At 51.2% G+C, this 19,434-nt stretch carries 16 protein-coding genes; 14 read left to right on the top strand and 2 right to left on the bottom strand.

Features of this window, described 5'->3' with window-relative positions:
• Nucleotides 1-6: 6 nt before the first annotated feature.
• From rbfA to rpsO, 3 genes are all read left to right on the top strand, one after another.
• On the top strand, nt 7-420 hold the full coding sequence (gene rbfA / locus ACMHXE_RS16915) for a 30S ribosome-binding factor RbfA (RefSeq protein ID WP_101053956.1): 414 nt from the start codon (nt 7-9) through the stop codon (nt 418-420).
• The gene (truB, locus tag ACMHXE_RS16920) at nt 420-1,373 is read left to right on the top strand and encodes a tRNA pseudouridine(55) synthase TruB (protein WP_101053960.1); all 954 of its coding nucleotides are present in this window, start codon (nt 420-422) and stop codon (nt 1,371-1,373) included. The genes rbfA and truB overlap by 1 nt, the downstream gene beginning before the upstream one ends.
• Before the next feature lie 94 nt (nt 1,374-1,467).
• Complete coding sequence (gene rpsO, locus ACMHXE_RS16925) at nt 1,468-1,737, top strand: 30S ribosomal protein S15 (RefSeq protein WP_039033642.1); 270 nt, start codon at nt 1,468-1,470, stop codon at nt 1,735-1,737.
• A 127-nt stretch (nt 1,738-1,864) separates the two neighbouring features.
• Here rpsO and ACMHXE_RS16930 read toward each other — a convergent pair whose 3' ends face one another.
• Nucleotides 1,865-3,919: a putative bifunctional diguanylate cyclase/phosphodiesterase gene (locus ACMHXE_RS16930; RefSeq protein WP_101053963.1), complete on the bottom strand. Its 2,055-nt coding sequence runs from the start codon at nt 3,917-3,919 to the stop codon at nt 1,865-1,867.
• Between the two features lie 203 nt (nt 3,920-4,122).
• On the opposite strand from ACMHXE_RS16930, the gene pnp reads away from it, so the two are divergent.
• The 10 genes from pnp (at nt 4,123) to deoD (ending at nt 17,259) form a co-directional block, all read left to right on the top strand.
• Nucleotides 4,123-6,225, top strand: coding sequence for a polyribonucleotide nucleotidyltransferase (pnp, locus tag ACMHXE_RS16935; RefSeq protein ID WP_100144254.1), 2,103 nt, complete (start codon nt 4,123-4,125; stop codon nt 6,223-6,225).
• 153 nt (nt 6,226-6,378) lie between these two features.
• A complete protein-coding gene (gene nlpI, locus ACMHXE_RS16940) occupies nt 6,379-7,278 on the top strand; it encodes a lipoprotein NlpI (protein ID WP_101053966.1) in 900 nt (299 codons plus the stop codon).
• A gap of 99 nt (nt 7,279-7,377) precedes the next feature.
• Entirely contained in the window at nt 7,378-8,961 is a 1,584-nt protein-coding gene (gene prfC / locus ACMHXE_RS16945; protein WP_101053969.1) for a peptide chain release factor 3, read from the top strand.
• Between the two features lie 228 nt (nt 8,962-9,189).
• Nucleotides 9,190-9,987: a TatD family hydrolase gene (locus ACMHXE_RS16950; RefSeq protein WP_413732886.1), complete on the top strand. Its 798-nt coding sequence runs from the start codon at nt 9,190-9,192 to the stop codon at nt 9,985-9,987.
• A 176-nt stretch (nt 9,988-10,163) separates the two neighbouring features.
• Complete coding sequence (locus tag ACMHXE_RS16955; protein WP_039033647.1) at nt 10,164-11,459, top strand: NupC/NupG family nucleoside CNT transporter; 1,296 nt, start codon at nt 10,164-10,166, stop codon at nt 11,457-11,459.
• A gap of 296 nt (nt 11,460-11,755) precedes the next feature.
• Complete coding sequence (locus ACMHXE_RS16960; protein ID WP_101054056.1) at nt 11,756-12,607, top strand: outer membrane protein OmpK; 852 nt, start codon at nt 11,756-11,758, stop codon at nt 12,605-12,607.
• A gap of 388 nt (nt 12,608-12,995) precedes the next feature.
• Nucleotides 12,996-13,769 (top strand): deoxyribose-phosphate aldolase, encoded by a 774-nt coding sequence (gene deoC / locus ACMHXE_RS16965; protein ID WP_101053978.1) that lies wholly within the window; start codon nt 12,996-12,998, stop codon nt 13,767-13,769.
• A gap of 143 nt (nt 13,770-13,912) precedes the next feature.
• Nucleotides 13,913-15,253: a thymidine phosphorylase gene (gene deoA, locus ACMHXE_RS16970; RefSeq protein WP_025009943.1), complete on the top strand. Its 1,341-nt coding sequence runs from the start codon at nt 13,913-13,915 to the stop codon at nt 15,251-15,253.
• Between the two features lies 1 nt (nt 15,254).
• Nucleotides 15,255-16,472, top strand: coding sequence for a phosphopentomutase (locus ACMHXE_RS16975; protein ID WP_044733933.1), 1,218 nt, complete (start codon nt 15,255-15,257; stop codon nt 16,470-16,472).
• Between the two features lie 76 nt (nt 16,473-16,548).
• Entirely contained in the window at nt 16,549-17,259 is a 711-nt protein-coding gene (deoD, locus tag ACMHXE_RS16980) for a purine-nucleoside phosphorylase (protein ID WP_039033651.1), read from the top strand.
• A 108-nt stretch (nt 17,260-17,367) separates the two neighbouring features.
• Here the strand turns inward: deoD and ACMHXE_RS16985 are convergent, their stop codons facing one another.
• Nucleotides 17,368-18,360: a YtjB family periplasmic protein gene (locus ACMHXE_RS16985; RefSeq protein WP_107111375.1), complete on the bottom strand. Its 993-nt coding sequence runs from the start codon at nt 18,358-18,360 to the stop codon at nt 17,368-17,370.
• Nucleotides 18,361-18,441: 81 nt separating this feature from the next.
• Here ACMHXE_RS16985 and serB point away from each other — a divergent pair, with 81 nt between their 5' ends.
• Nucleotides 18,442-19,419: a phosphoserine phosphatase SerB gene (gene serB / locus ACMHXE_RS16990; protein WP_413732864.1), complete on the top strand. Its 978-nt coding sequence runs from the start codon at nt 18,442-18,444 to the stop codon at nt 19,417-19,419.
• Nucleotides 19,420-19,434 lie beyond the last annotated feature (15 nt).

Here is a 19,434-nt window from a genome sequence, read left to right on the forward strand (position 1 = left end):
AATACTATGGCAAAAGAATTTAGTCGTACCCGGCGTATTGCCCAGCAACTGCAACAGGAACTGGCGCAGGTACTGCAGCGTGATATGAAAGATCCTCGTGTAGGCATGGTCACGGTTAATGACGTGGAAGTCTCACGGGATCTAAGTTATGCAAAAGTGTATGTCACCTTCTTTGAAGAAGACCCGGTTAAGGTTGATGAAAAGCTGGCTGCACTTAACAAGGCAGCGCCTTATGCCCGCACCTTGGTAGCCGGCAGAATGAAGCTCAGGGTGATGCCTGAACTGAAATTTGTCTATGACAAGTCTCTGGTCGAGGGGATGAGAATGTCCAACCTGGTAACTGAGGTCATCAATCAGGACAAGGCCAAGCAGCAAACTTTTGGCACTGAATCTCACGACAAGGATGAGGAAAACAACTGATGGCGCGTCGTCCCAAAGGCCGTTTGGTCGATGGTATCGTCCTGTTGGATAAAGACACTGGCATGAGTTCCAACTTTGCCCTGCAAAGGGTAAAGCGGATCTACAACGCCGCCAAGGCCGGCCATACCGGCGCGCTGGATCCTCTGGCGACCGGTATGCTACCCATCTGTCTTGGCGAAGCCACCAAGTTTTCCCAGCATCTGTTGGATGCTGATAAACGCTATCTGGTGACAGCTAAGCTTGGACAGCGAACTGATACTAGCGATTCAGACGGTGAAGTGGTGCAAACTAGGCCGGTTGAGTTTTCCATGGCTCAATTGGAACAGGCGCTGGAGCATTTTCGTGGCGATAGCATGCAGGTGCCTTCCATGTACTCGGCACTCAAGTATCAGGGCCAACCCTTGTACAAGTACGCCCGTGAAGGCAAGGAAGTGCCTCGCGAAGCCAGGCCTATTCACGTTTATGAGCTCAAGTTCATCTCTTGGGAGAATGACGAGCTGACGCTGGATATTCACTGCTCCAAGGGCACTTATATTCGCACCATAATAGATGACTTGGGGGAAATGCTTGGCTGCGGCGCCCATGTGATCATGCTGCGCCGTACTCAGGTGGCGGGTTATCCCTATGAGCGTATGGTTAGTCTGGCACAGCTCGAAGCCTTGCTGGAACAGGCCATGACCGAAGAGCGGGTGCCTTCTGAGCTATTGGACCCTTTGCTGCTTCCCATGGATACGGCGGTTGCCGATCTTCCCGAGTGCAACGTCCCCGACGCCATGGCCGGTTATTTGCTTAATGGTAACCCGGTGCGGGTTGCCAAGCTGGAAGCAGATACTCTGGTGCGGATCACCTTGGGTGACAGCAAGCGCTTCATTGGTGTCGGCATGATGAATGACGATGGTTTGTTGGCTCCTAAACGCTTGGTAGTGTTACCTGAGGCAAAAAGCCGAGCTTGACTTGCGATCTACAGCCCTTGGGGTTATTATGTCGCGCCCTTGGCTGAGTTAGTGATCGGCTGGGGAAACTATAAAGACTATTTTGGAGAGACACATGTCACTAAGTACTGAAGCGAAAGCGAAAATCCTGGCTGAATTCGGCCGTGGCGAAAACGATAGCGGTTCTACTGAAGTTCAGGTTGCACTGTTGACTGCTCAGATCAACCACCTGCAAGGCCACTTTAAAGAGCATACTCACGATCACCACTCTCGTCGTGGTCTGCTGCGTATGGTTAGTTCTCGTCGTAAGCTGTTGGCTTACCTGAAGCGTACCGATGTCGCTCGTTATACCGCTCTGATCCAGAAGCTGGGTCTGCGTCGCTAATCGCGAACTGTACCAAAAGAAGAGGAGACTTAGGTCTCCTTTTTTTGTGTCTGCAATTTTGGGGAAGCGTATTTTTACTCGCCCCTTTTCACTCAATGTCAGTCATCAAAAACTGGCTGATTACAACTCAGCTCAGTTGACCATCCAATTTGAGGATCCTGGCATTATGTGGAGCTATGTATTTAGCTTCAAATTCCTCCAGTGACAACGGCTGACTGAAATAAAAGCCTTGGCCTATGGCGCAGTGATTTTGCTTCAGCCATTCAAGTTGCTGCTCGTTCTCTATGCCTTCGGCGACAATTTTCAAATCCAATTGCCGCCCCAGCATCAGAATGGTGGAAGCTATTGCGCTCTCTTGAGGAAGATCGGTTACAAAACAGCGATCAATCTTCATGGTGGTTATTGGCAGGTGTCTTAGGTAAGAGAGGGATGAGTAACCCGTACCGAAGTCGTCGACGGCAATACCAAAGCCTGCCGACTTAAGTTGTTCAAGCTTGCTGATCGCCAGCTCAATATCATTCATCAATGAGGTTTCGGTGATCTCCACTTCCAGCAATTCGGGCCTTATTTGATAACGCAGCGCCATCTGTTTGATGTCCGGTACCAGGCTGGCGTCAGCAAACTGCTGTGAGGCAACATTGACAGCGATTGGAGGACTGAAGTTGTAACGTTGCTGCCAGCGCCGCAGTACCCGGCAGCTTTGCTCTATGACCCAGCGGCCAATAGGGATGATGATCCCGGTTTCTTCGGCAACCGGAATAAACGACATGGGGCTTATCAAACGGCCGTCTTTTTGCCAGCGGATCAGTGCCTCGCATCCCATCAATTCACCGGTTTCGATATTAACTTTTGGTTGAAAGTGCAGTAGAAATTCGTTGTTACGGATGGCATCGTGCAGCGAAGCTTCTGTGCGCAACCTTACCGCCGCCCTTTCTGTCATCTGTTGCTTGAAAAAAGCCCATTGGTTGGAGCCAGCGGCCTTGGCGCTATACATGGCGATATCGGCGTGACGAATAAGATCTTCGGCGCTCAGGCCATCTTCGGGGTAGATGGAAATACCTATGGATGCGGCCGGGTGAATGGCATGTTCATTGAGTTGTACCGGGGTATTGAGCTGGATTAATAGTTTGTCGACAAAGTCGGCCGCCTGGGTCGGTGATTGAATCTCATCGGCCAGGATCACAAACTCATCCCCACCGAGACGGGCCACAGTTCCCTTGTCTCCGACCACTCGTTCCAGAATGCGGGCTATCCTTGCCAGAAACTGGTCACCCACCGCATGCCCCAGTGAGTCGTTGACGTTTTTGAATCTATCGAGGTCGATAAACAGCAGACTGAAGTTACGTTTGTGCACTCGGGCACGTTGAATGGCGACTGCTATGGTTTCCAATAACAAGGTACGGTTGGGCAGGCCGGTGAGAGGATCCCGGGTCGCCATTTTGCGCAGCTTGCTTTGGGTCTGGCTGAATTGTTTAAGGATCTGGTTGAACTTGGAGGTAACCAGCCCCAATTCGTCATCTTTATGGTTGGCCGATACCGGCAACATATTTTCATCCGGTGACTCAGGGTCAATCTTGTCTATTGCTTCACTGATCCGGGCGATGGGTTGGGTCAAAAAGCGGTGGAATACTATGGAGAGCACCAGTGTCAGAAACAATGCCCTGGCCAAAGTCGCAGCAAAACTGAACTGCAACTGGCTGATAAGAGTCTGGGTCAGTTCACGGGTATCATAATTGATGGTGAGCGTGCCTATCAGTTGCTCTTTTTGCGCGCCTTCAAAATAAAAAGGACGTTGCAGTGGCCTTGATATCTGCTTGAGATCGCCAAATAGTTTGAGACTCAAATTACCAAAAGTATCTGAAGGCTCAGGGCGGCTGCTGCCGAGATTGACGAATAGGGAGTTGTCATCCAGGGTGATCCTGGCTGAACCGACATGCTCCACTTTCATCACGCCTTCCATTGTCTGACGCGCCAAATTGTCATCCAATGCCCAGACCGCATTGGCGGCCGGTTGTTCAACTGAGTCGAGTAACTCTTGCTGACTACTGAGCAACGATTGCCTTTCTGTGGTCACCACAATCAAAATTTCAATGATAAAAATAGCAACGGCAAAGAAAAGAGCTGTGAAAACCACCAGATTGGTTTGCTTCCAGGTGAGCGACTTGAACCTGGCGGTATTCATCTGCCTTTTCCTGCTATTATGTGGGCGAATTCTATATTCAAGGCTAGTCCAATTTGGTAGCAATGCAGCAACATGTGATTGATATAGTCCACTTTAGAAAAAAGAAGCGTCTTTGTCATCATCTGGCACTCTTTATCTATTCTAGAGGTTTGCAGTATACTTACGCGCGAAATTCAAGGTTATTAAATTAAGGAATGGGTCAAGTGAATCCTATTGTAAAAAGTTTTGAGTATGGTCAACACACAGTCACTCTGGAAACAGGGGTTATTGCACGCCAAGCCGATGCAGCCGTTCTGGCCAGCATGGGCGATACTACAGTTCTGGTGACTGTGGTTGGCAAGAAAGAAGCAGACCCAAGCCGTGACTTCTTCCCGCTGACTGTTAACTATCAGGAAAAGACTTACGCAGCCGGTAAGATCCCTGGTGGTTTCTTCAAGCGTGAAGGTCGACCATCTGAAGATGAAACACTGATCGCCCGCCTGATTGACCGTCCTATCCGTCCACTGTTCCCTGACGGCTTCACCAACGAAGTCCAAGTGATCATCACTGTGGTTTCTGTTGATCCACAGATCGAGCCAGACATTGTGGCCATGATAGGTACCTCTGCTGCTTTGGCTATTTCCGGTATTCCATTCAATGGTCCTCTGGGTGCGGCACGTGTCGGTTACATCAATGGCGAATATGTGCTGAATCCTGGTGCAGAGCTGCGTGAAAACAGCGAGCTGGATCTGGTTGTTGCCGGTACCCAGAGCGCCGTGCTTATGGTTGAATCTGAAGCCAAGGCCCTGCCTGAAGAAGTGATGCTGGGCGCCGTGGTATACGGTCACGAGCAGCAGCAGGTAGTGGTTAATGCCATCAATGAACTCAAGGCTGAAGCCGGTAAGCCTGCTTGGGACTGGACAGCTCCTGTTGCCAACGAAGAGCTGGTTGCCAAGGTTAAGGCACTGGCCGAAGAAGGTCTTACCGCCGCTTACCAGATCATCGCCAAGCATGAGCGCCGCGATGCGGTAGTTGAAGTCAAGAAAGCCGCTATCGAAAAGCTGCTCGAGGAAAACCCTGAACTGGATCAGCGTGAGCTGGACGGCCTGCTGGGTAGCCTGGAGAAGAAAGTGGTTCGTAGCCGCATCATCAAAGGTATGCCTCGTATCGACGGTCGTGAGCCGGATATGGTGCGTGCCCTGTCTGTAATGGCCGGTGTGCTGCCACGTACTCACGGTAGCGCCCTGTTTACCCGTGGTGAAACTCAGGCGCTGGTGACCTGTACTCTGGGTACCGAGCGTGATGCGCAGAAGATTGACTCCATCATGGGCGAGCGTACCAACCGCTTCATGCTGCACTATAACTTCCCTCCATACTCTGTCGGTGAAACCGGCATGGTGGGTTCACCCAAGCGTCGTGAAATCGGTCACGGTAAGCTGGCATGGCGTGGTATCAACGCCGTAATGCCTTCTGCCGAAGAATTCCCATACAGCGTGCGCGTAGTATCTGAAATCACTGAATCCAACGGTTCCAGCTCTATGGCGTCTGTGTGTGGTACTTCTCTGGCGCTGATGGATGCCGGTGTACCTATCAAGACTTCAGTTGCCGGTATCGCCATGGGTTTGGTGAAAGAAGGTGATGATTTCGTCGTATTGTCTGACATTCTGGGTGATGAAGATCATCTGGGTGATATGGACTTTAAAGTGGCCGGTACCCGTGATGGTGTAACCGCACTGCAGATGGATATCAAGATTGAAGGTATCACCAAGGAGATCATGGAAATTGCACTGCAGCAAGCCTATGGTGCCCGTGTGCATATCCTTAATGTGATGGACCAGGCCATTGGCTCTGCCCGTGACGATATCTCTGACCACGCTCCACGTATCACTACCATCAAGATCAACCCTGAGAAGATCCGTGAAGTGATAGGTAAGGGCGGTGCAACTATCCGCGCGCTGACCGAAGAGACAGGTACTACCATTGAGCTGGAAGACGACGGCACTGTGAAGATTGCTTCAAGCAATGCCGACGCCACCAAGGAAGCTATCCGCCGCATTGAAGAGATCACCTCTGAAGTGGAAGTGGGTCGCATCTACAAGGGTAAAGTTATCCGCATCGTTGACTTCGGTGCCTTCGTTAACATACTGCCCGGTAAAGATGGTCTGGTACACATCTCTCAAATTGCTGAAGAGCGTGTGGCCAACGTATCCGACTACCTGCAACTGAACCAGGAAGTTACCGTTAAGGTAATGGAAGTGGATCGTCAGGGCCGTGTACGCTTGTCTATCAAAGAAGCACAACAAGCTGCTCCAGAAGCAGCCGAGTAAGCTTTCATCGCATGAGAAAAGGAGACCTTAGGGTCTCCTTTTTTATTGCCACCACTTAAATTATCTTGGATTTGCCCGCGTTGGCGGATAGCGTAGCCACGGCTGTATTGCTATGATTGAGCCTGCATTGGGATATGACAAAGGAAGGATTGGATGAGTTTTAATCTGCGCGCCGCTGTGTTTTCTGTACTGGCCGGAGCCAGTTTGCTGACTTCGGGATGCGCTTCCCTGCCGGCGTCTGAAACCAACAGTGAGCTGTTGGTCGCCCCTGTTTTGCCTGACTATAAGTTGGAGGTCACTCTGGCAAAACTCAATGAAATCCTGGCGAGGGCCGAACTGACTACTGAGCAACGGGCTCGTTTTCATTATGACCGTGGGGTTATATACGACAGCGTGGGCTTGAGGATCTTGGCTCGCATCGATTTTCATCAGGCGCTGAAATTGCAACCTAACTTAGCTGATGCCTATAACTTCCTCGGTATCTATTACACCCAGGAAGGTGAGTTTGAAAGTGCTTACGAGGCCTTTGATGCGGTTCTTGAGTTGTCCCCTGAGTATGATTATGCCTTCCTCAATCGCGGTATTGCGCTTTACTATGGCGAGCGCAAACAGCTGGCGGCTAAAGATATGGAAAGCTTTTATCTCAAGGATGAAAGTGATGGTTACCGAGCGCTGTGGTTATATCTGACCGAGTATGAGCTTTCACCCCAGGAAGCGCTGGCAAGGCTGCAGTTCAACCGTACCCGTCTGGATGACAATGCCTGGGCGACTGTGTTGGTCGACTATTATCTGGGCGCGGTTGATGAATCTCGGGTGTTTGCCATGGCCAAGAGTGGCCTGACTCACCCCAAAGAGTATGCAGAGCGTTTGTGCGAATCCTACTTTTATCTGGCTAAGGTGGCGTCCGAGCAAGGTGACAAAGATAAGGCGGCCGATTATCTGCGCCTGGCGCTGGCCACCAATATCTATGATTTTGTTGAACACAGATATGCCAGAATGGAACTGGCATTGCTGGAGCAAACGCCGGAACCCGTGCAACAGACGGCTAACTGATCTGCCTTTATCTGACAATCAAAGGCCTTGCCTAGCCAAGGCCTGAGGGAGGCGCTATAATTTGCGCCTTTTTCAAGCGTCATAAGTGTACGGAAGAACATGTCAGGTATTAAAGTCGAAGTGGACAAGCGCCGCACCTTCGCCATCATTTCTCACCCGGATGCGGGTAAAACTACCATTACAGAAAAAGTCTTGCTTCATGGCCGCGCCATTCAATCTGCCGGTACAGTAAAAGGCCGTGGCTCGTCTCAGCATGCTAAATCTGACTGGATGGAGATGGAAAAGGAGCGGGGGATCTCGGTCACGACTTCTGTGATGCAGTTTCCTTACAACGACTGCCTGGTTAATCTGTTGGATACCCCTGGTCACGAAGACTTCTCTGAGGATACCTACCGTACCCTGACAGCGGTGGACTCCTGCCTTATGGTTATTGATGCTGCCAAAGGGGTTGAGGACAGAACCCGTAAGTTGATGGAAGTAACTCGGCTGCGTGACACCCCTATCGTTACCTTCATGAACAAGCTCGACCGGGATATCCGCGATCCGATGGAATTGCTCGATGAAGTGGAAAACGAGCTCGATATTCTCTGTGCACCTGTCAGCTGGCCGATAGGCTGTGGTAAGTCTTTCAAAGGCGTTTACCATATTCACCGCGATGAAACCATTCTGTATCAGACAGGTCATGGTCACACTATTCAGGAAGTACGGATAATCAAAGGATTGGGTAACCCTGAGCTGGATGAAGCCGTTGGCAGCGACCTGGCAGCACAGCTGCGTGACGAGATGGAGCTGGTAACCGGTGCCTCCAATGAATTTGATCTTGAACTCTTCCTGTGTGGCGAGTTGACACCTGTGTTCTTCGGGACCGCCCTGGGTAACTTTGGGGTCGACCATATGCTGGATGGCTTGACTGCTTGGGCGCCCAAACCTATGCCGAGGCAGACCACAGAGCGTTTGGTCGAAGCCGGTGAAGAGAAGTTTTCCGGTTTTGTGTTCAAGATCCAGGCAAACATGGATCCCAAACACAGAGACCGTATCGCCTTTATGCGTATCGTTTCCGGTAAATATACCCAGGGCATGAAGATGAAGCATGTCCGCATAGGTAAAACTATCAGTATCTCAGATGCGGTCACTTTTATGGCCGGTGACCGTGAGCGCGCCGCCGAAGCCTACGCCGGTGATATCATAGGTTTGCACAATCATGGCACTATTCAGATTGGCGATACCTTTACCCAAGGGGAAGAGTTGAAGTTCTCCGGGATCCCCAACTTTGCACCTGAAATGTTCCGTCGTATTCGCCTTAAAGATCCGCTGAAGCAGAAACAGCTGCTCAAAGGCCTGGTGCAACTCTCGGAAGAGGGGGCTGTGCAGGTTTTCCGTCCTCTGGATACCAATGATTTGATCGTAGGGGCTGTTGGGGTACTGCAGTTTGAAGTGGTGGTCGCCAGACTCAAATCGGAATACAACGTGGAAGCCATCTATGAGGCTATAAACGTGGCAACCGCGCGTTGGGTCTACTGTGATGATGCCCGTAAATTGGAGGAGTTCCAACGTAAGTGCTCCACCAATTTGGCGTTGGATGGCGGTGATAACCTGACTTATATCGCGCCGACCATGGTTAATCTTAATTTGTCCATGGAGCGCTATCCGGATATTGAGTTTGCCAAGACCCGGGAACACTAAATCACAAAGGTGGAGCTTGCTCCACCTTTTTTATTGGGATGTTGTTGAGAGATCTTCTGATGTTTTTTATTCAAAAGTGCTGGAAAAGTTACATCCGTTTTTGCGACAGCTTGGGGTTAACCGAAGATAGTCGCCGTTGTTGTATGCCAAGGCTCAGTGATCCGCCATTAACGAAACGTAAGCAGAAAGATCCTCTGGCAGACGGACAAAAAGAAGGAAAGCAACATGATCTTTGACTCCCATGCTCATCTGGATTTCAGTGAATTTGATCATGACAGGCGAGCCCTCATGGCCGCGATGAAGGCCGCCGGTATTGGTGGGGCCATTATTCCCGGTGTTAGCAGTGAACATTGGTCAAAACAGAAAGCGATTGCTCACCAACTGCAACTGCCTTATACCTTGGGGATCCATCCCTGGTATTGCCCGAAAACCCTCATTGAATGCGACCAATCCCTTGCAGCACTGAGAACCGAGCTCATGACAGCGAATGACTCTTTGATGGTGGGAATTGGCGAGTGCGGTTTGGACAAACCTAAGGCAGAGTTTGCACCAGATAACCCGGCGTATGTCCCTTGGAATTTACAATACCGAGTGCTTGATGGGCAGTTGGCCTTGGCGGCAGAGTTGAAGCTGCCACTGATACTGCATTCGGTGAAAAGCCATAATGAACTCTTGGGAATGTTGAAACAGTATTCGCTGCCGCGTGGCGGAGTGATTCATGCATTCAACGGCTCTTATGAAACAGCAATCGCTTATCTGGAACTGGGTTTCAAATTGGGGATTGGTGGCTTATTGCTGAATAAAAACGCAAAAAAGTTACGTGACACAGTTAGCAAATTACCTCTAGATGCGCTCTTGGTCGAGACAGATTCACCCTCAATGACACCTCATTTCCTGCCGGAAAAGCGCAATACCCCTCTGACGCTGGTACAAATAATAGCCGAAATGGCGAATTTGCAGAAAAACAGCAATGTTCTAATATCAGAACACCTCCAACAGAATCTAATGCAACTATTTGAGCTTTAGTTTTTTTTAATGGAACAGGTGTAACTCGCATTACATGCGGTGACTAAACTTTTGAAAATTAACTTCAAAAACTTGATCAAAACGACGATTTTGCCCCGGAGGTCGGGTATAATCTTGCTCGGAAAAAGGTTGGTTAACAACATAATTAAAAAGCGTTAACAATAGGGTGATGGTTAATGAATATACTTATGAGCTTGGTAGGGGTGGTCACCCTACTCGCGATTGGTTTCTTGTTGTCCAACAACAAGAAAGCAATCAATCTTAGAACAGTCGGTGGTGCACTGGCGATTCAGGCCGCTTTCGGTGGCTTTGTGCTGTATGTGCCGGTCGGTAAAGATATCCTGAAAAGTATCTCCGACGCTGTTTCCAGTGTTATCGGTTATGCACAAAATGGTATCGGTTTCCTGTTTGGTGATTTGGCTAACTTCAAAGTCGGCTTTATCTTCGCAGTAAACGTGCTGCCAATCATAGTGTTCTTCTCTTCTCTGATCGCTGTGCTCTATTATCTGGGCATCATGCAGTGGATTATCCGCATCATAGGCGGTGCCTTGCAGAAGGCCCTGGGTACCAGCCGTACCGAGTCTATGTCTGCCACTGCCAATATCTTCGTGGGTCAGACCGAAGCACCTCTGGTGGTTCGTCCCTTCATTCCTACCATGACTCAATCTGAGCTGTTCGCCATTATGGTCGGTGGTCTGGCATCTATCGCTGGTTCTGTTCTGGCCGGTTACGCGCAGATGGGTGTACCTATTCAGTATCTGGTTGCGGCATCTTTCATGGCCGCTCCAGGTGGCTTGTTGATGGCCAAACTGATGCACCCAGAGACCGAAACCGCCAAGAACGACATGGATGAACTGCCGGACGATCCGGACAAGCCAGCTAACGTGCTTGACGCTGCTGCAGCCGGTGCTTCTTCCGGTATGCACCTGGCGCTGAACGTTGGTGCTATGCTGCTGGCCTTTATCGGTTTGATTGCCATGATCAACGGTATTATAGGTGGTATCGGCGGATGGTTCGGCATGGAAAACCTTACCCTGGAACTGATCCTTGGCTATATCTTCATGCCGCTGGCTTACCTCATTGGTGTGCCTTGGAATGAAGCCATGATTGCAGGTTCTTTCATCGGTCAGAAGATAGTGGTCAACGAGTTTGTGGCTTACATGAACTTCGCTCCTTTCATCCATGATGCTGCTATGGCTTGTACTACAGTAGCCGCTGATGTCACTAAAGAGCTGCCTATGTGTGTGGCTGAGACTCAGGCGCCAATGACAGCCCGTACAATGGCGATTGTCTCTTTCGCTCTGTGTGGCTTTGCTAACTTGTCTTCTATCGCAATTCTGCTGGGCGGCTTGGGGGCTATGGCACCAAATCGTCGTCACGACCTGGCTAAACTGGGTCTGCGCGCCGTGGTTGCCGGTTCTCTGGCTAACCTGATGAGTGCGACTCTGGCAGGTTTGTTCCTGGCACTGTAAGACGGTAGTGAACAGAGGCCTGAATTCGCAGGCCTCTTGTTAACCCAATCGATTTCCAAACTTAGCTTTGCTTGGCTCATATGCCAACCTATGGTTGGCAAGATGAGCAGAACAAGAGTACAGATATTTCTGGCTAGTGAGTGAAATGGGTACTTTTGTTCAAATATAAAATTTAGTGTTCGCATTTTATTTTTGTCTTTCTTGTGGTTTTGGATGGAGAAGGTAGAATGCGGGCGCCAATTAAAAGAATGCCGCTCCAAGAGGGTGGCGAGAACCAAAGATGAATGGGGTTGATGATGAAAAACGTTAAAACTTTAGCTTTAGCCGCTACCGCGGTCGCCGCCATGTCAGGCAATGCTTACGCCGCTGATCGTTCTGATCTGCACGGCAGTGATTACAAGTGGATGCAGTTCAACCTGATGTATTCTATCGGTGAGAAGCCCGATAACCCTGCTACAGGTGATCAGCACAACTACCTGGAAATGGAGTTTGGTGGTCGTTCCGGTATCTTTGACCTGTATGGTTATATTGACGTGTTTAACCTGGGTAACCAGTACACCAACGACGGTGACAAGAACCCAGGTTCAGGCAGCAGCAAGCTGTTCATGAAATTTGCACCACGTATCTCCTTGGATGCCGTATTCGGTAAAGATCTGTCTTTCGGCCCAGTTCAAGAAGTTTACTTCTCTACTCTGTTTAACTGGGACGGCCTGATTAACGACGGTGACGGCACTGGTGTTAACAGCTCTTTCTGGGGTGTGGGTGCTGACGTTATGGTGCCATGGCTGGGCAAAACCGGCATGAACCTGTATGGATACTACGACCTGAACAATAAAGAATGGAACGGTTATCAGTTCTCTATGAACTGGTTCAAGCCTTTCTACTTCTTCGACAACAAGAGCTTCCTGTCATTCCAGGGTTACATCGACTACCAGTTCGGTGCTGACGAAAACAAGACAGCTTTCGTACCAACTTCTACCAATGGCGGTAACGTATTCTTCGGTCTGTACTGGCATTCAGATCGCTACGCTCTGGGTTATGGCCTGAAAGGCTTTAAAGACGTATACCTGATCGAAGACGGTGCCGGTGCTCTGGCTCTGGAATCTACAGGTTGGTCTCATTACCTGAGCGCGACCTACAAGTTCTAATCGCAGATGGGGGTGACCCACTTGGGTGACCCCCGTTTTTATTTTGCTCTGACTTAATCTTTACCTAAGCCTGAGCTATAGTGAATTGGGTTCAATGAACCCGGATTAATAGCCGGAAGCTGGTTCAGCTTGTTTACGTAAAGGTTGACAGATTTCTCGCGTTAAAAAGGATTTTTCGCGGCAAGGCAAGGAACTTGAGTTCCCCCTTCCCGGTCTTCAAGGATTCAAGTCGTGATACTCGTTATCAAGGTTGAATACCCTACAAAGATGATTTGCAGTCAAATGCAGGCGTCGCCCGAAGGCCCGGCCATAACAATAACCACAAAGCCCCTCTGGCGCTGCCAAGACAGATTTTTAATCCTTTGATTTTATGTCTCGGAGAGCAATTATGAGCGATTTAAAACAAGCAGCACAGCGCGCCATCCAACTGATGGACCTGACCACTTTGAATGATGATGATACCGATCAAAAGGTGATCGAACTGTGTCATAAGGCCAATACTCCGGCCGGTCATACCGCTGCTATCTGCATTTATCCACGCTTTATTCCTATCGCGCGCAAGACTCTGGATGCCATGGGCGCAGATGATATCCGTATTGCCACAGTCACCAACTTTCCCCACGGCAATGATGACATAGCTATCGCGGTGCTGGAAACTCGTGCAGCAGTCGCCTACGGTGCTGATGAAGTGGATGTGGTATTCCCTTATCGTGCGCTGATGGAAGGCAACGAAACTGTTGGTTTTGAGCTGGTAAAGGCTTGCAAAGAAGCCTGTGGTGACAATGTGCTGTTGAAAGTGATCATCGAATCCGGCGAACTGAAAGACCCGGCGCTTATTCGCAAGGCTTCCGAGTTGTCTATCGATGCCGGCGCTGACTTTATCAAGACCTCTACCGGTAAAGTACCTGTCAATGCCACTCTTGAAGCGGCTGAAATCATGCTGACCGTCATCAGTGAGAAGAATCCAGCTGTAGGCTTCAAGCCCGCCGGTGGTGTGCGTGATGCCGCTCAAGCCGCTGAATTTCTTGGCGTAGCCGAGCGTATTCTGGGCAGTGACTGGGTTTCACCCCGGACTTTCCGCTTCGGTGCATCCAGCCTGCTGGCCAGTCTGCTGCACACACTGGAACTGGCTGACGCTCCAGCACCGACTCAAGGTTACTAATCCCCGCTGATTGTGATCCAAGTCTATTTGGGGACGTCAAAACTTGGTTAGTATCTGTAATAAAATTACTACACATTTGACGTCCAACCCCAATGCTGTAACAGCTTCTTTAGACAAGGTTGCAGCAGAAAGGAGGCAGTATTATGTTTCTGGCACAAGAGATAATCCGTAAAAAACGTGAAAAAATGGCGCTTTCCAAGGAGGAGATCCAGTTCTTTGTCAAAGGCATTACCGATAACAGCGTGTCTGAAGGTCAGATAGCTGCATTCGGGATGGCGGTGTATTTTAACGACATGAGCATGGATGAGCGCATCGCACTGACGACGGCTATGCGTGATTCCGGCACTGTGCTCAATTGGGATAGCCTGCAGCTCGACGGCCCTGTCATAGACAAACACAGCACAGGCGGCGTGGGCGATGTTATCAGCCTGATGCTTGGCCCCATGGCGGCAGCCTGCGGCGGTTATGTTCCCATGATTTCCGGTCGTGGTCTGGGCCACACAGGTGGCACTCTGGATAAGTTTGACGCCATCCCCGGCTATCAGACTGAGCCCGACAGCGAACTGTTCCGTAAGGTGGTTAAAGAGGTCGGTGTGGCCATTATCGGTCAAACCGGCGATCTGGTCCCTGCCGACAAGCGTTTCTATTCCATTCGTGACAACACGGCCACTGTCGAATCCATCCCGCTTATCACCGCCTCTATACTGTCGAAGAAGCTGGCTTGTAGCCTGGATGCGCTGGCGATGGACGTCAAAGTGGGCAGCGGTGCCTTTATGCCTACTTATCAGGCATCCGAGGAACTGGCTCGTTCTATTGTTGCGGTTGCCAATGGTGCAGGTACCAAGACCACGGCTTTGCTGACAGATATGAACCAGGTGTTGGCCTCCTGCGCCGGGAACGCGGTCGAAGTGCTCGAGGCGGTGAACTTCCTTACCGGCAAATATCGTAATCCGCGCCTCTACGAAGTCACCATGGGACTTTGCAGTGAGATGTTGCTGCTCGGTGGTCTTGCCGCCAATGAGGCCGAGGCCCGCAGTAAGCTCAACGCCGTGCTGGATAATGGCAAGGCCGCCGAGATCTTCGCCCGTATGGTTTCCGGACTGGGCGGCCCGGTCGATTTTGTCGAACATCCTGAAAAATACTTGCCTCAGGCCAAGATTATTCGTCCTGTGTATGCCGAGCGTTCCGGCTTTGCTTACAGCATGGATACCCGTGAACTCGGCTTGGCTGTGGTCACTCTGGGTGGTGGTCGTCGTAAGCCAGGTGATGCCCTGGATTACAGCGTCGGCCTGACACAGGTTTGTGCCCTGGGACATGAAATCAATGCTGACAAGCCGCTGGCAATGGTGCATGCCCAGTCAGAAAGCGCCTTCGAAGAAGCCGCTGCCGCGGTGCGCAGAGCCATAGTCATTGGCGACAGCGCCCCTGAGAAAACACCGGAGATCTATCGCGCCATCCGCGCTGCCGATCTCCAGGAGAAGTAGTATGAAACGTACCATTATTTTAATGCTGGATTCCTTCGGCGTCGGCGCAGCCGGTGATGCTGCCAAGTTTGGTGACCTGGGTTCAGATACCTTTGGTCATATCGCCAAAGAGTGTGCCGAAGGGCGTGCCAATGATGGCCGTGAAGGGCCGCTGAAGTTACCCAACCTTAGCCGTCTGGGGCTGGCACATGCCGCCATGGAAAGCACAGGTCAGTTTGCCCCCGGGTTTGACGCCGATGTCGAGCTGATAGGCGCCTATGGCCATGCTGAAGAGCTGAGCTCAGGCAAGGATACCCCCAGTGGTCACTGGGAGATGGCCGGTGTTCCCGTGCTGTTTGATTGGGGCTATTTCAGCGACAAACAAAACTCTTTCCCCAAAGAGTTGACCGATAAGATCCTGGCGCGCGCCGGCCTTGGCGGTTTCCTCGGCAATTGTCACGCATCCGGTACTGCGATTCTGGAAGAATTGGGTGAAGAACATATGCGTTCCGGCCTGCCTATCTTCTATACCTCGGCCGACTCCGTGTTCCAGATTGCCTGCCATGAAGAAAGCTTCGGCCTGGAAAACCTCTACCGTTTGTGTGAAATCGCCCGTGAAGAGCTTGAGCCATATAATATCGGCCGAGTTATAGCGCGACCTTTTGTTGGCAGCGGCGCCGCCGATTTTGCCCGCACCGGCAATCGCCGTGACTACGCGGTAGAGCCACCGGCGAAAACTGTGCTGGATAAGCTGAAAGCCGCCGGCGGCCAAGTGGTCAGTGTCGGTAAAATTTCCGATATTTATGCCCATTGCGGTATCACCAGCAAGGTTAAGGCCTCGGGCCTGGAGGCTCTATTCGATGCTACACTGGAGCAGGTCAAGGCTGCCGGTGACAACACCATAGTCTTCACCAACTTCGTGGATTTCGATTCCCACTATGGCCACCGCCGTGATGTGGCAGGTTATGCCCGGGGATTGGAATACTTCGATGCAAGATTGCCTGAAATCCTGGCACTGCTGAATAAGGATGATTTGCTTATCCTGACTGCAGACCATGGTTGCGACCCTACCTGGGAAGGCACAGATCATACCCGCGAACATGTGCCGGTTTTGGCCTATGGCGCAGGTTTGAGTGCCGGCTCATTGGGGCGTCGCAAGAGTTTTGCCGATATCGGCCAATCCATTGCCAGCTACTTCAAGCTGGAACCAATGGAATACGGCGAATCATTTATTCGCTGACAAGATTTGGCTCCCTCGCCGGAGCCGTCTTTAATAAACAGACTTGAGTCTTTATAAAACTAACGGGGTTATTTCGATGGCAACACCACATATTAATGCAGTTGACGGCGCATTCGCTGAAACCGTACTTTTCCCTGGCGATCCATTGCGGGCCAAGTACATTGCCGAAACCTTCCTGGAAAACGTAGAGCAGGTTACCGACGTACGTAACATGCTTGGTTTTACCGGTACTTACAAAGGTAAGCGTATCTCTGTGATGGGTTCAGGCATGGGGATCCCTTCCTGCTCCATCTATGCCACAGAGCTCATCAAGGACTATGGTGTCAAGAACCTGATCCGTGTGGGCACCTGTGGTGCAATCAGCACTGATGTTAAAGTGCGCGATGTGATTATCGGTATGGGTGCCTGCACCGACTCTCAGGTGAACCGCCTGCGTTTCAAGGGCCAGGACTTTGCCGCTATCGCCAACTATGAGCTGATGAGCGCCGTGGTTGACTCAGCCAAGGCTCACGGTACCAAAATTCGTGTAGGTAACGTGTTCTCTGCCGATCTCTTCTACACTCCGGATCCAGAAATGTTCGACGTGATGGAAAAGATGGGGGTACTGGGCGTGGAAATGGAAGCTGCCGGTCTCTACGGTGTTGCCCATGAATTCGGTGCCCGCGCTCTTTGTGTGGTAACTGTTTCCGACCATATCCGTACCGGTGAAAAGACCAGCTCTGATGAGCGTCAAACCACTTTCAACGATATGATCGTCATGACGCTGGATGCTGCGATTACTCTGTAATCCGGTAACCAACTGACATCATAAGGGCTCCCTCGGGAGCCCTTATTGTTTTTAAGCCTTTCCACTTATTCCTGGAGTGCGGCTCTGCAGCTGAAGCTGGCTCTTGGGCTACTCGTTATTTTTGTTTGCTTCTGCAGTTTGTGACTCCCGTTTGGGGGCTACTTCTGTCCTTGGACCTTTACTGCGGGGATTGTCCGCATCGACAGGATCCGGGATCAGGCTATCGCTGGCTTGTTCAGCTGCTTTGTTGGTCGCGGCGTTATTGCCAGTCTCAGGTTCAGTGTTTACTTCAGAGCGCTCTGACCTGGTCGCCTTTGCGGCCAAGGCGTTGGCCGGCTTTTCTGCCTGTTTGGGTGACATATTGGTGTTGGATTCAGCGTCAAGCTCTGTCTGGGATTCGCCGGTATCCGTGGCTGAATCTTGGCTTCCAGCAGCAATCGGTTCAGTATCCAAGGTTTCCTTGGCGGTTACTTTGTCTTGCTGCTTGAGCTTTTTGCGCCTGCGCTTGACCCGGGTGCGACGGCGGTCAAAGTCGGCACGTTTGAACGACAGCGCCCGTGATAATAACAGGCCGATAAAGCCTGCTACTATCAGCATCAGTTGCTGCTGCTCCATATTCAGCTCATGGGCTTCCTGGATCTCATTGAAAAACAGCTTGGGATCCAGCCTGACTTCGACAAAGCCCAGGTTGTTACCTTGCTGGATCACCGGCTCGACATAAGGAGGGTAGGGTGCCAGCAGATCATCCAGTTCCGGGGAATCCGGCTCCAGCAACTCGGGGCTGACATCCTGGGCAAAGGATAGCCGCTGACCATCCTCACTGTAGATAGTCGCCGCCATCACCTTGGGATCTTCCACCAGGGCGCTGGCCAGCCATTGCAACTGCTCATCATTTTGCAGTTGCAACGCCGGTGCGGCACCATAGGCTGTTTGTTGCACCAATAATCTGGCCATCTTTTGGGTTTGGGTCTTCAGAAGCCGCTGCCCTTGTAGTAGGCTTGTCTGCCACAGCTGGACCAGGCCGACCAGCAGAGTGACGGCTATGGCGATCTGCAGCAGTCTGCTGATCTTCTGGCTTTTTTTAAGGCCCTTGAACAACAATACTTTGTCCCTTAATCAAATTCGGTGTTTCCCTAATCATAATGGATTATGGGTATGCCCGATAGCCGGAGAGCAGTGACCATGGAGTCAGTCTTACCTTTTCCCCTGTTGGCCAGTCAACGTCAGGATGGTGTCTATGTCTTGAGTCTGCAGCAGCATACTTGGCCGGCATTCAAGGAAGGGCAACATGCCCAAGGTGAGCGATTACGGCTGATCTTCAATGAAAAGGCTGCGGCTGCTGTTGCCGATTTGCTTCCCGAGTTGGCACCGAGGGCGGTGGCGATTTTGCAGCGCGAGCAATCCTTGTATGGGCTCGAGTTGCTGCTCGAGGTGGGCATCTGTCAAGCCATGCACAATCGTCTTGAGTCAATTGGCGAGCTGGATTACCTGTCCATTGCCGCGACAGCGAGTTTGCCGCAGCTTTCGACTCCGGGGCTGTTGGTGATGGATATGGACTCGACCGCCATTACTATTGAGTGTATCGATGAATTGGCGGCTGCCGCCGGCGTGGGCGCCGAGGTGGCACAAGTGACCGAACGGGCGATGCAGGGCGAATTGGATTTCGAGCAGAGCTTGCGCCAGAGGGTGGCCAAGCTCAAGGGCGCCGACCAGAGTATTATTGATGATCTCTGTGCCCGTTTACCTCTGAGTCCCGGGCTTGAGAGCATGATAGCCGAGCTCAAATCCCATGGCTGGCGCACTGTGGTAGCCTCAGGTGGTTTTACCCCTTTTGTCGGTCATCTGCAGCAGTTGCTTGGGTTGGATGCCGCCTTTGCCAATGAACTGGTAATAAGCGATGGCAAGTTGCTCGGCGAGGTTCGCGGCCAAGTGGTGGATGCCGCCTTCAAGGCCGATGTGGTGACAAAATGCGCCGGGCAGTGGCAGATAGCTGCCGGGCAAAGGTTGGCTATAGGCGATGGCGCCAACGACATCCCCATGGTGCAGGCAGCCGATTTTGGTATTGCCTATCATGCCAAACCTAAGCTGGCCTCTGTCGCTGCGGCGAAGATCAATAAGCTGGGCCTGCAGGCATTACCTTTCTTGCTGCAAGGGCGCTGAAGCGTTAACAGTTAA

The sequence above is a fragment of the Shewanella sp. BJSY2023SW007 genome (assembly GCF_047314525.1).
GTDB lineage: Bacteria > Pseudomonadota > Gammaproteobacteria > Enterobacterales > Shewanellaceae > Shewanella > Shewanella chilikensis.

Coding starts and splice junctions, on each gene's coding strand:
- rbfA (WP_101053956.1), top strand. CDS start 7: ATGGCAAAAGAATTTAGTCGTACCCGGCGTATTGCCCAGCAACTGCAA.
- truB (WP_101053960.1), top strand. CDS start 420: ATGGCGCGTCGTCCCAAAGGCCGTTTGGTCGATGGTATCGTCCTGTTG.
- rpsO (WP_039033642.1), top strand. CDS start 1,468: ATGTCACTAAGTACTGAAGCGAAAGCGAAAATCCTGGCTGAATTCGGC.
- ACMHXE_RS16930 (WP_101053963.1), bottom strand. CDS start 3,919: ATGAATACCGCCAGGTTCAAGTCGCTCACCTGGAAGCAAACCAATCTG.
- nlpI (WP_101053966.1), top strand. CDS start 6,379: ATGAGTTTTAATCTGCGCGCCGCTGTGTTTTCTGTACTGGCCGGAGCC.
- prfC (WP_101053969.1), top strand. CDS start 7,378: ATGTCAGGTATTAAAGTCGAAGTGGACAAGCGCCGCACCTTCGCCATC.
- ACMHXE_RS16955 (WP_039033647.1), top strand. CDS start 10,164: ATGAATATACTTATGAGCTTGGTAGGGGTGGTCACCCTACTCGCGATT.
- ACMHXE_RS16960 (WP_101054056.1), top strand. CDS start 11,756: ATGAAAAACGTTAAAACTTTAGCTTTAGCCGCTACCGCGGTCGCCGCC.
- deoC (WP_101053978.1), top strand. CDS start 12,996: ATGAGCGATTTAAAACAAGCAGCACAGCGCGCCATCCAACTGATGGAC.
- deoA (WP_025009943.1), top strand. CDS start 13,913: ATGTTTCTGGCACAAGAGATAATCCGTAAAAAACGTGAAAAAATGGCG.
- ACMHXE_RS16975 (WP_044733933.1), top strand. CDS start 15,255: ATGAAACGTACCATTATTTTAATGCTGGATTCCTTCGGCGTCGGCGCA.
- deoD (WP_039033651.1), top strand. CDS start 16,549: ATGGCAACACCACATATTAATGCAGTTGACGGCGCATTCGCTGAAACC.
- serB (WP_413732864.1), top strand. CDS start 18,442: ATGGAGTCAGTCTTACCTTTTCCCCTGTTGGCCAGTCAACGTCAGGAT.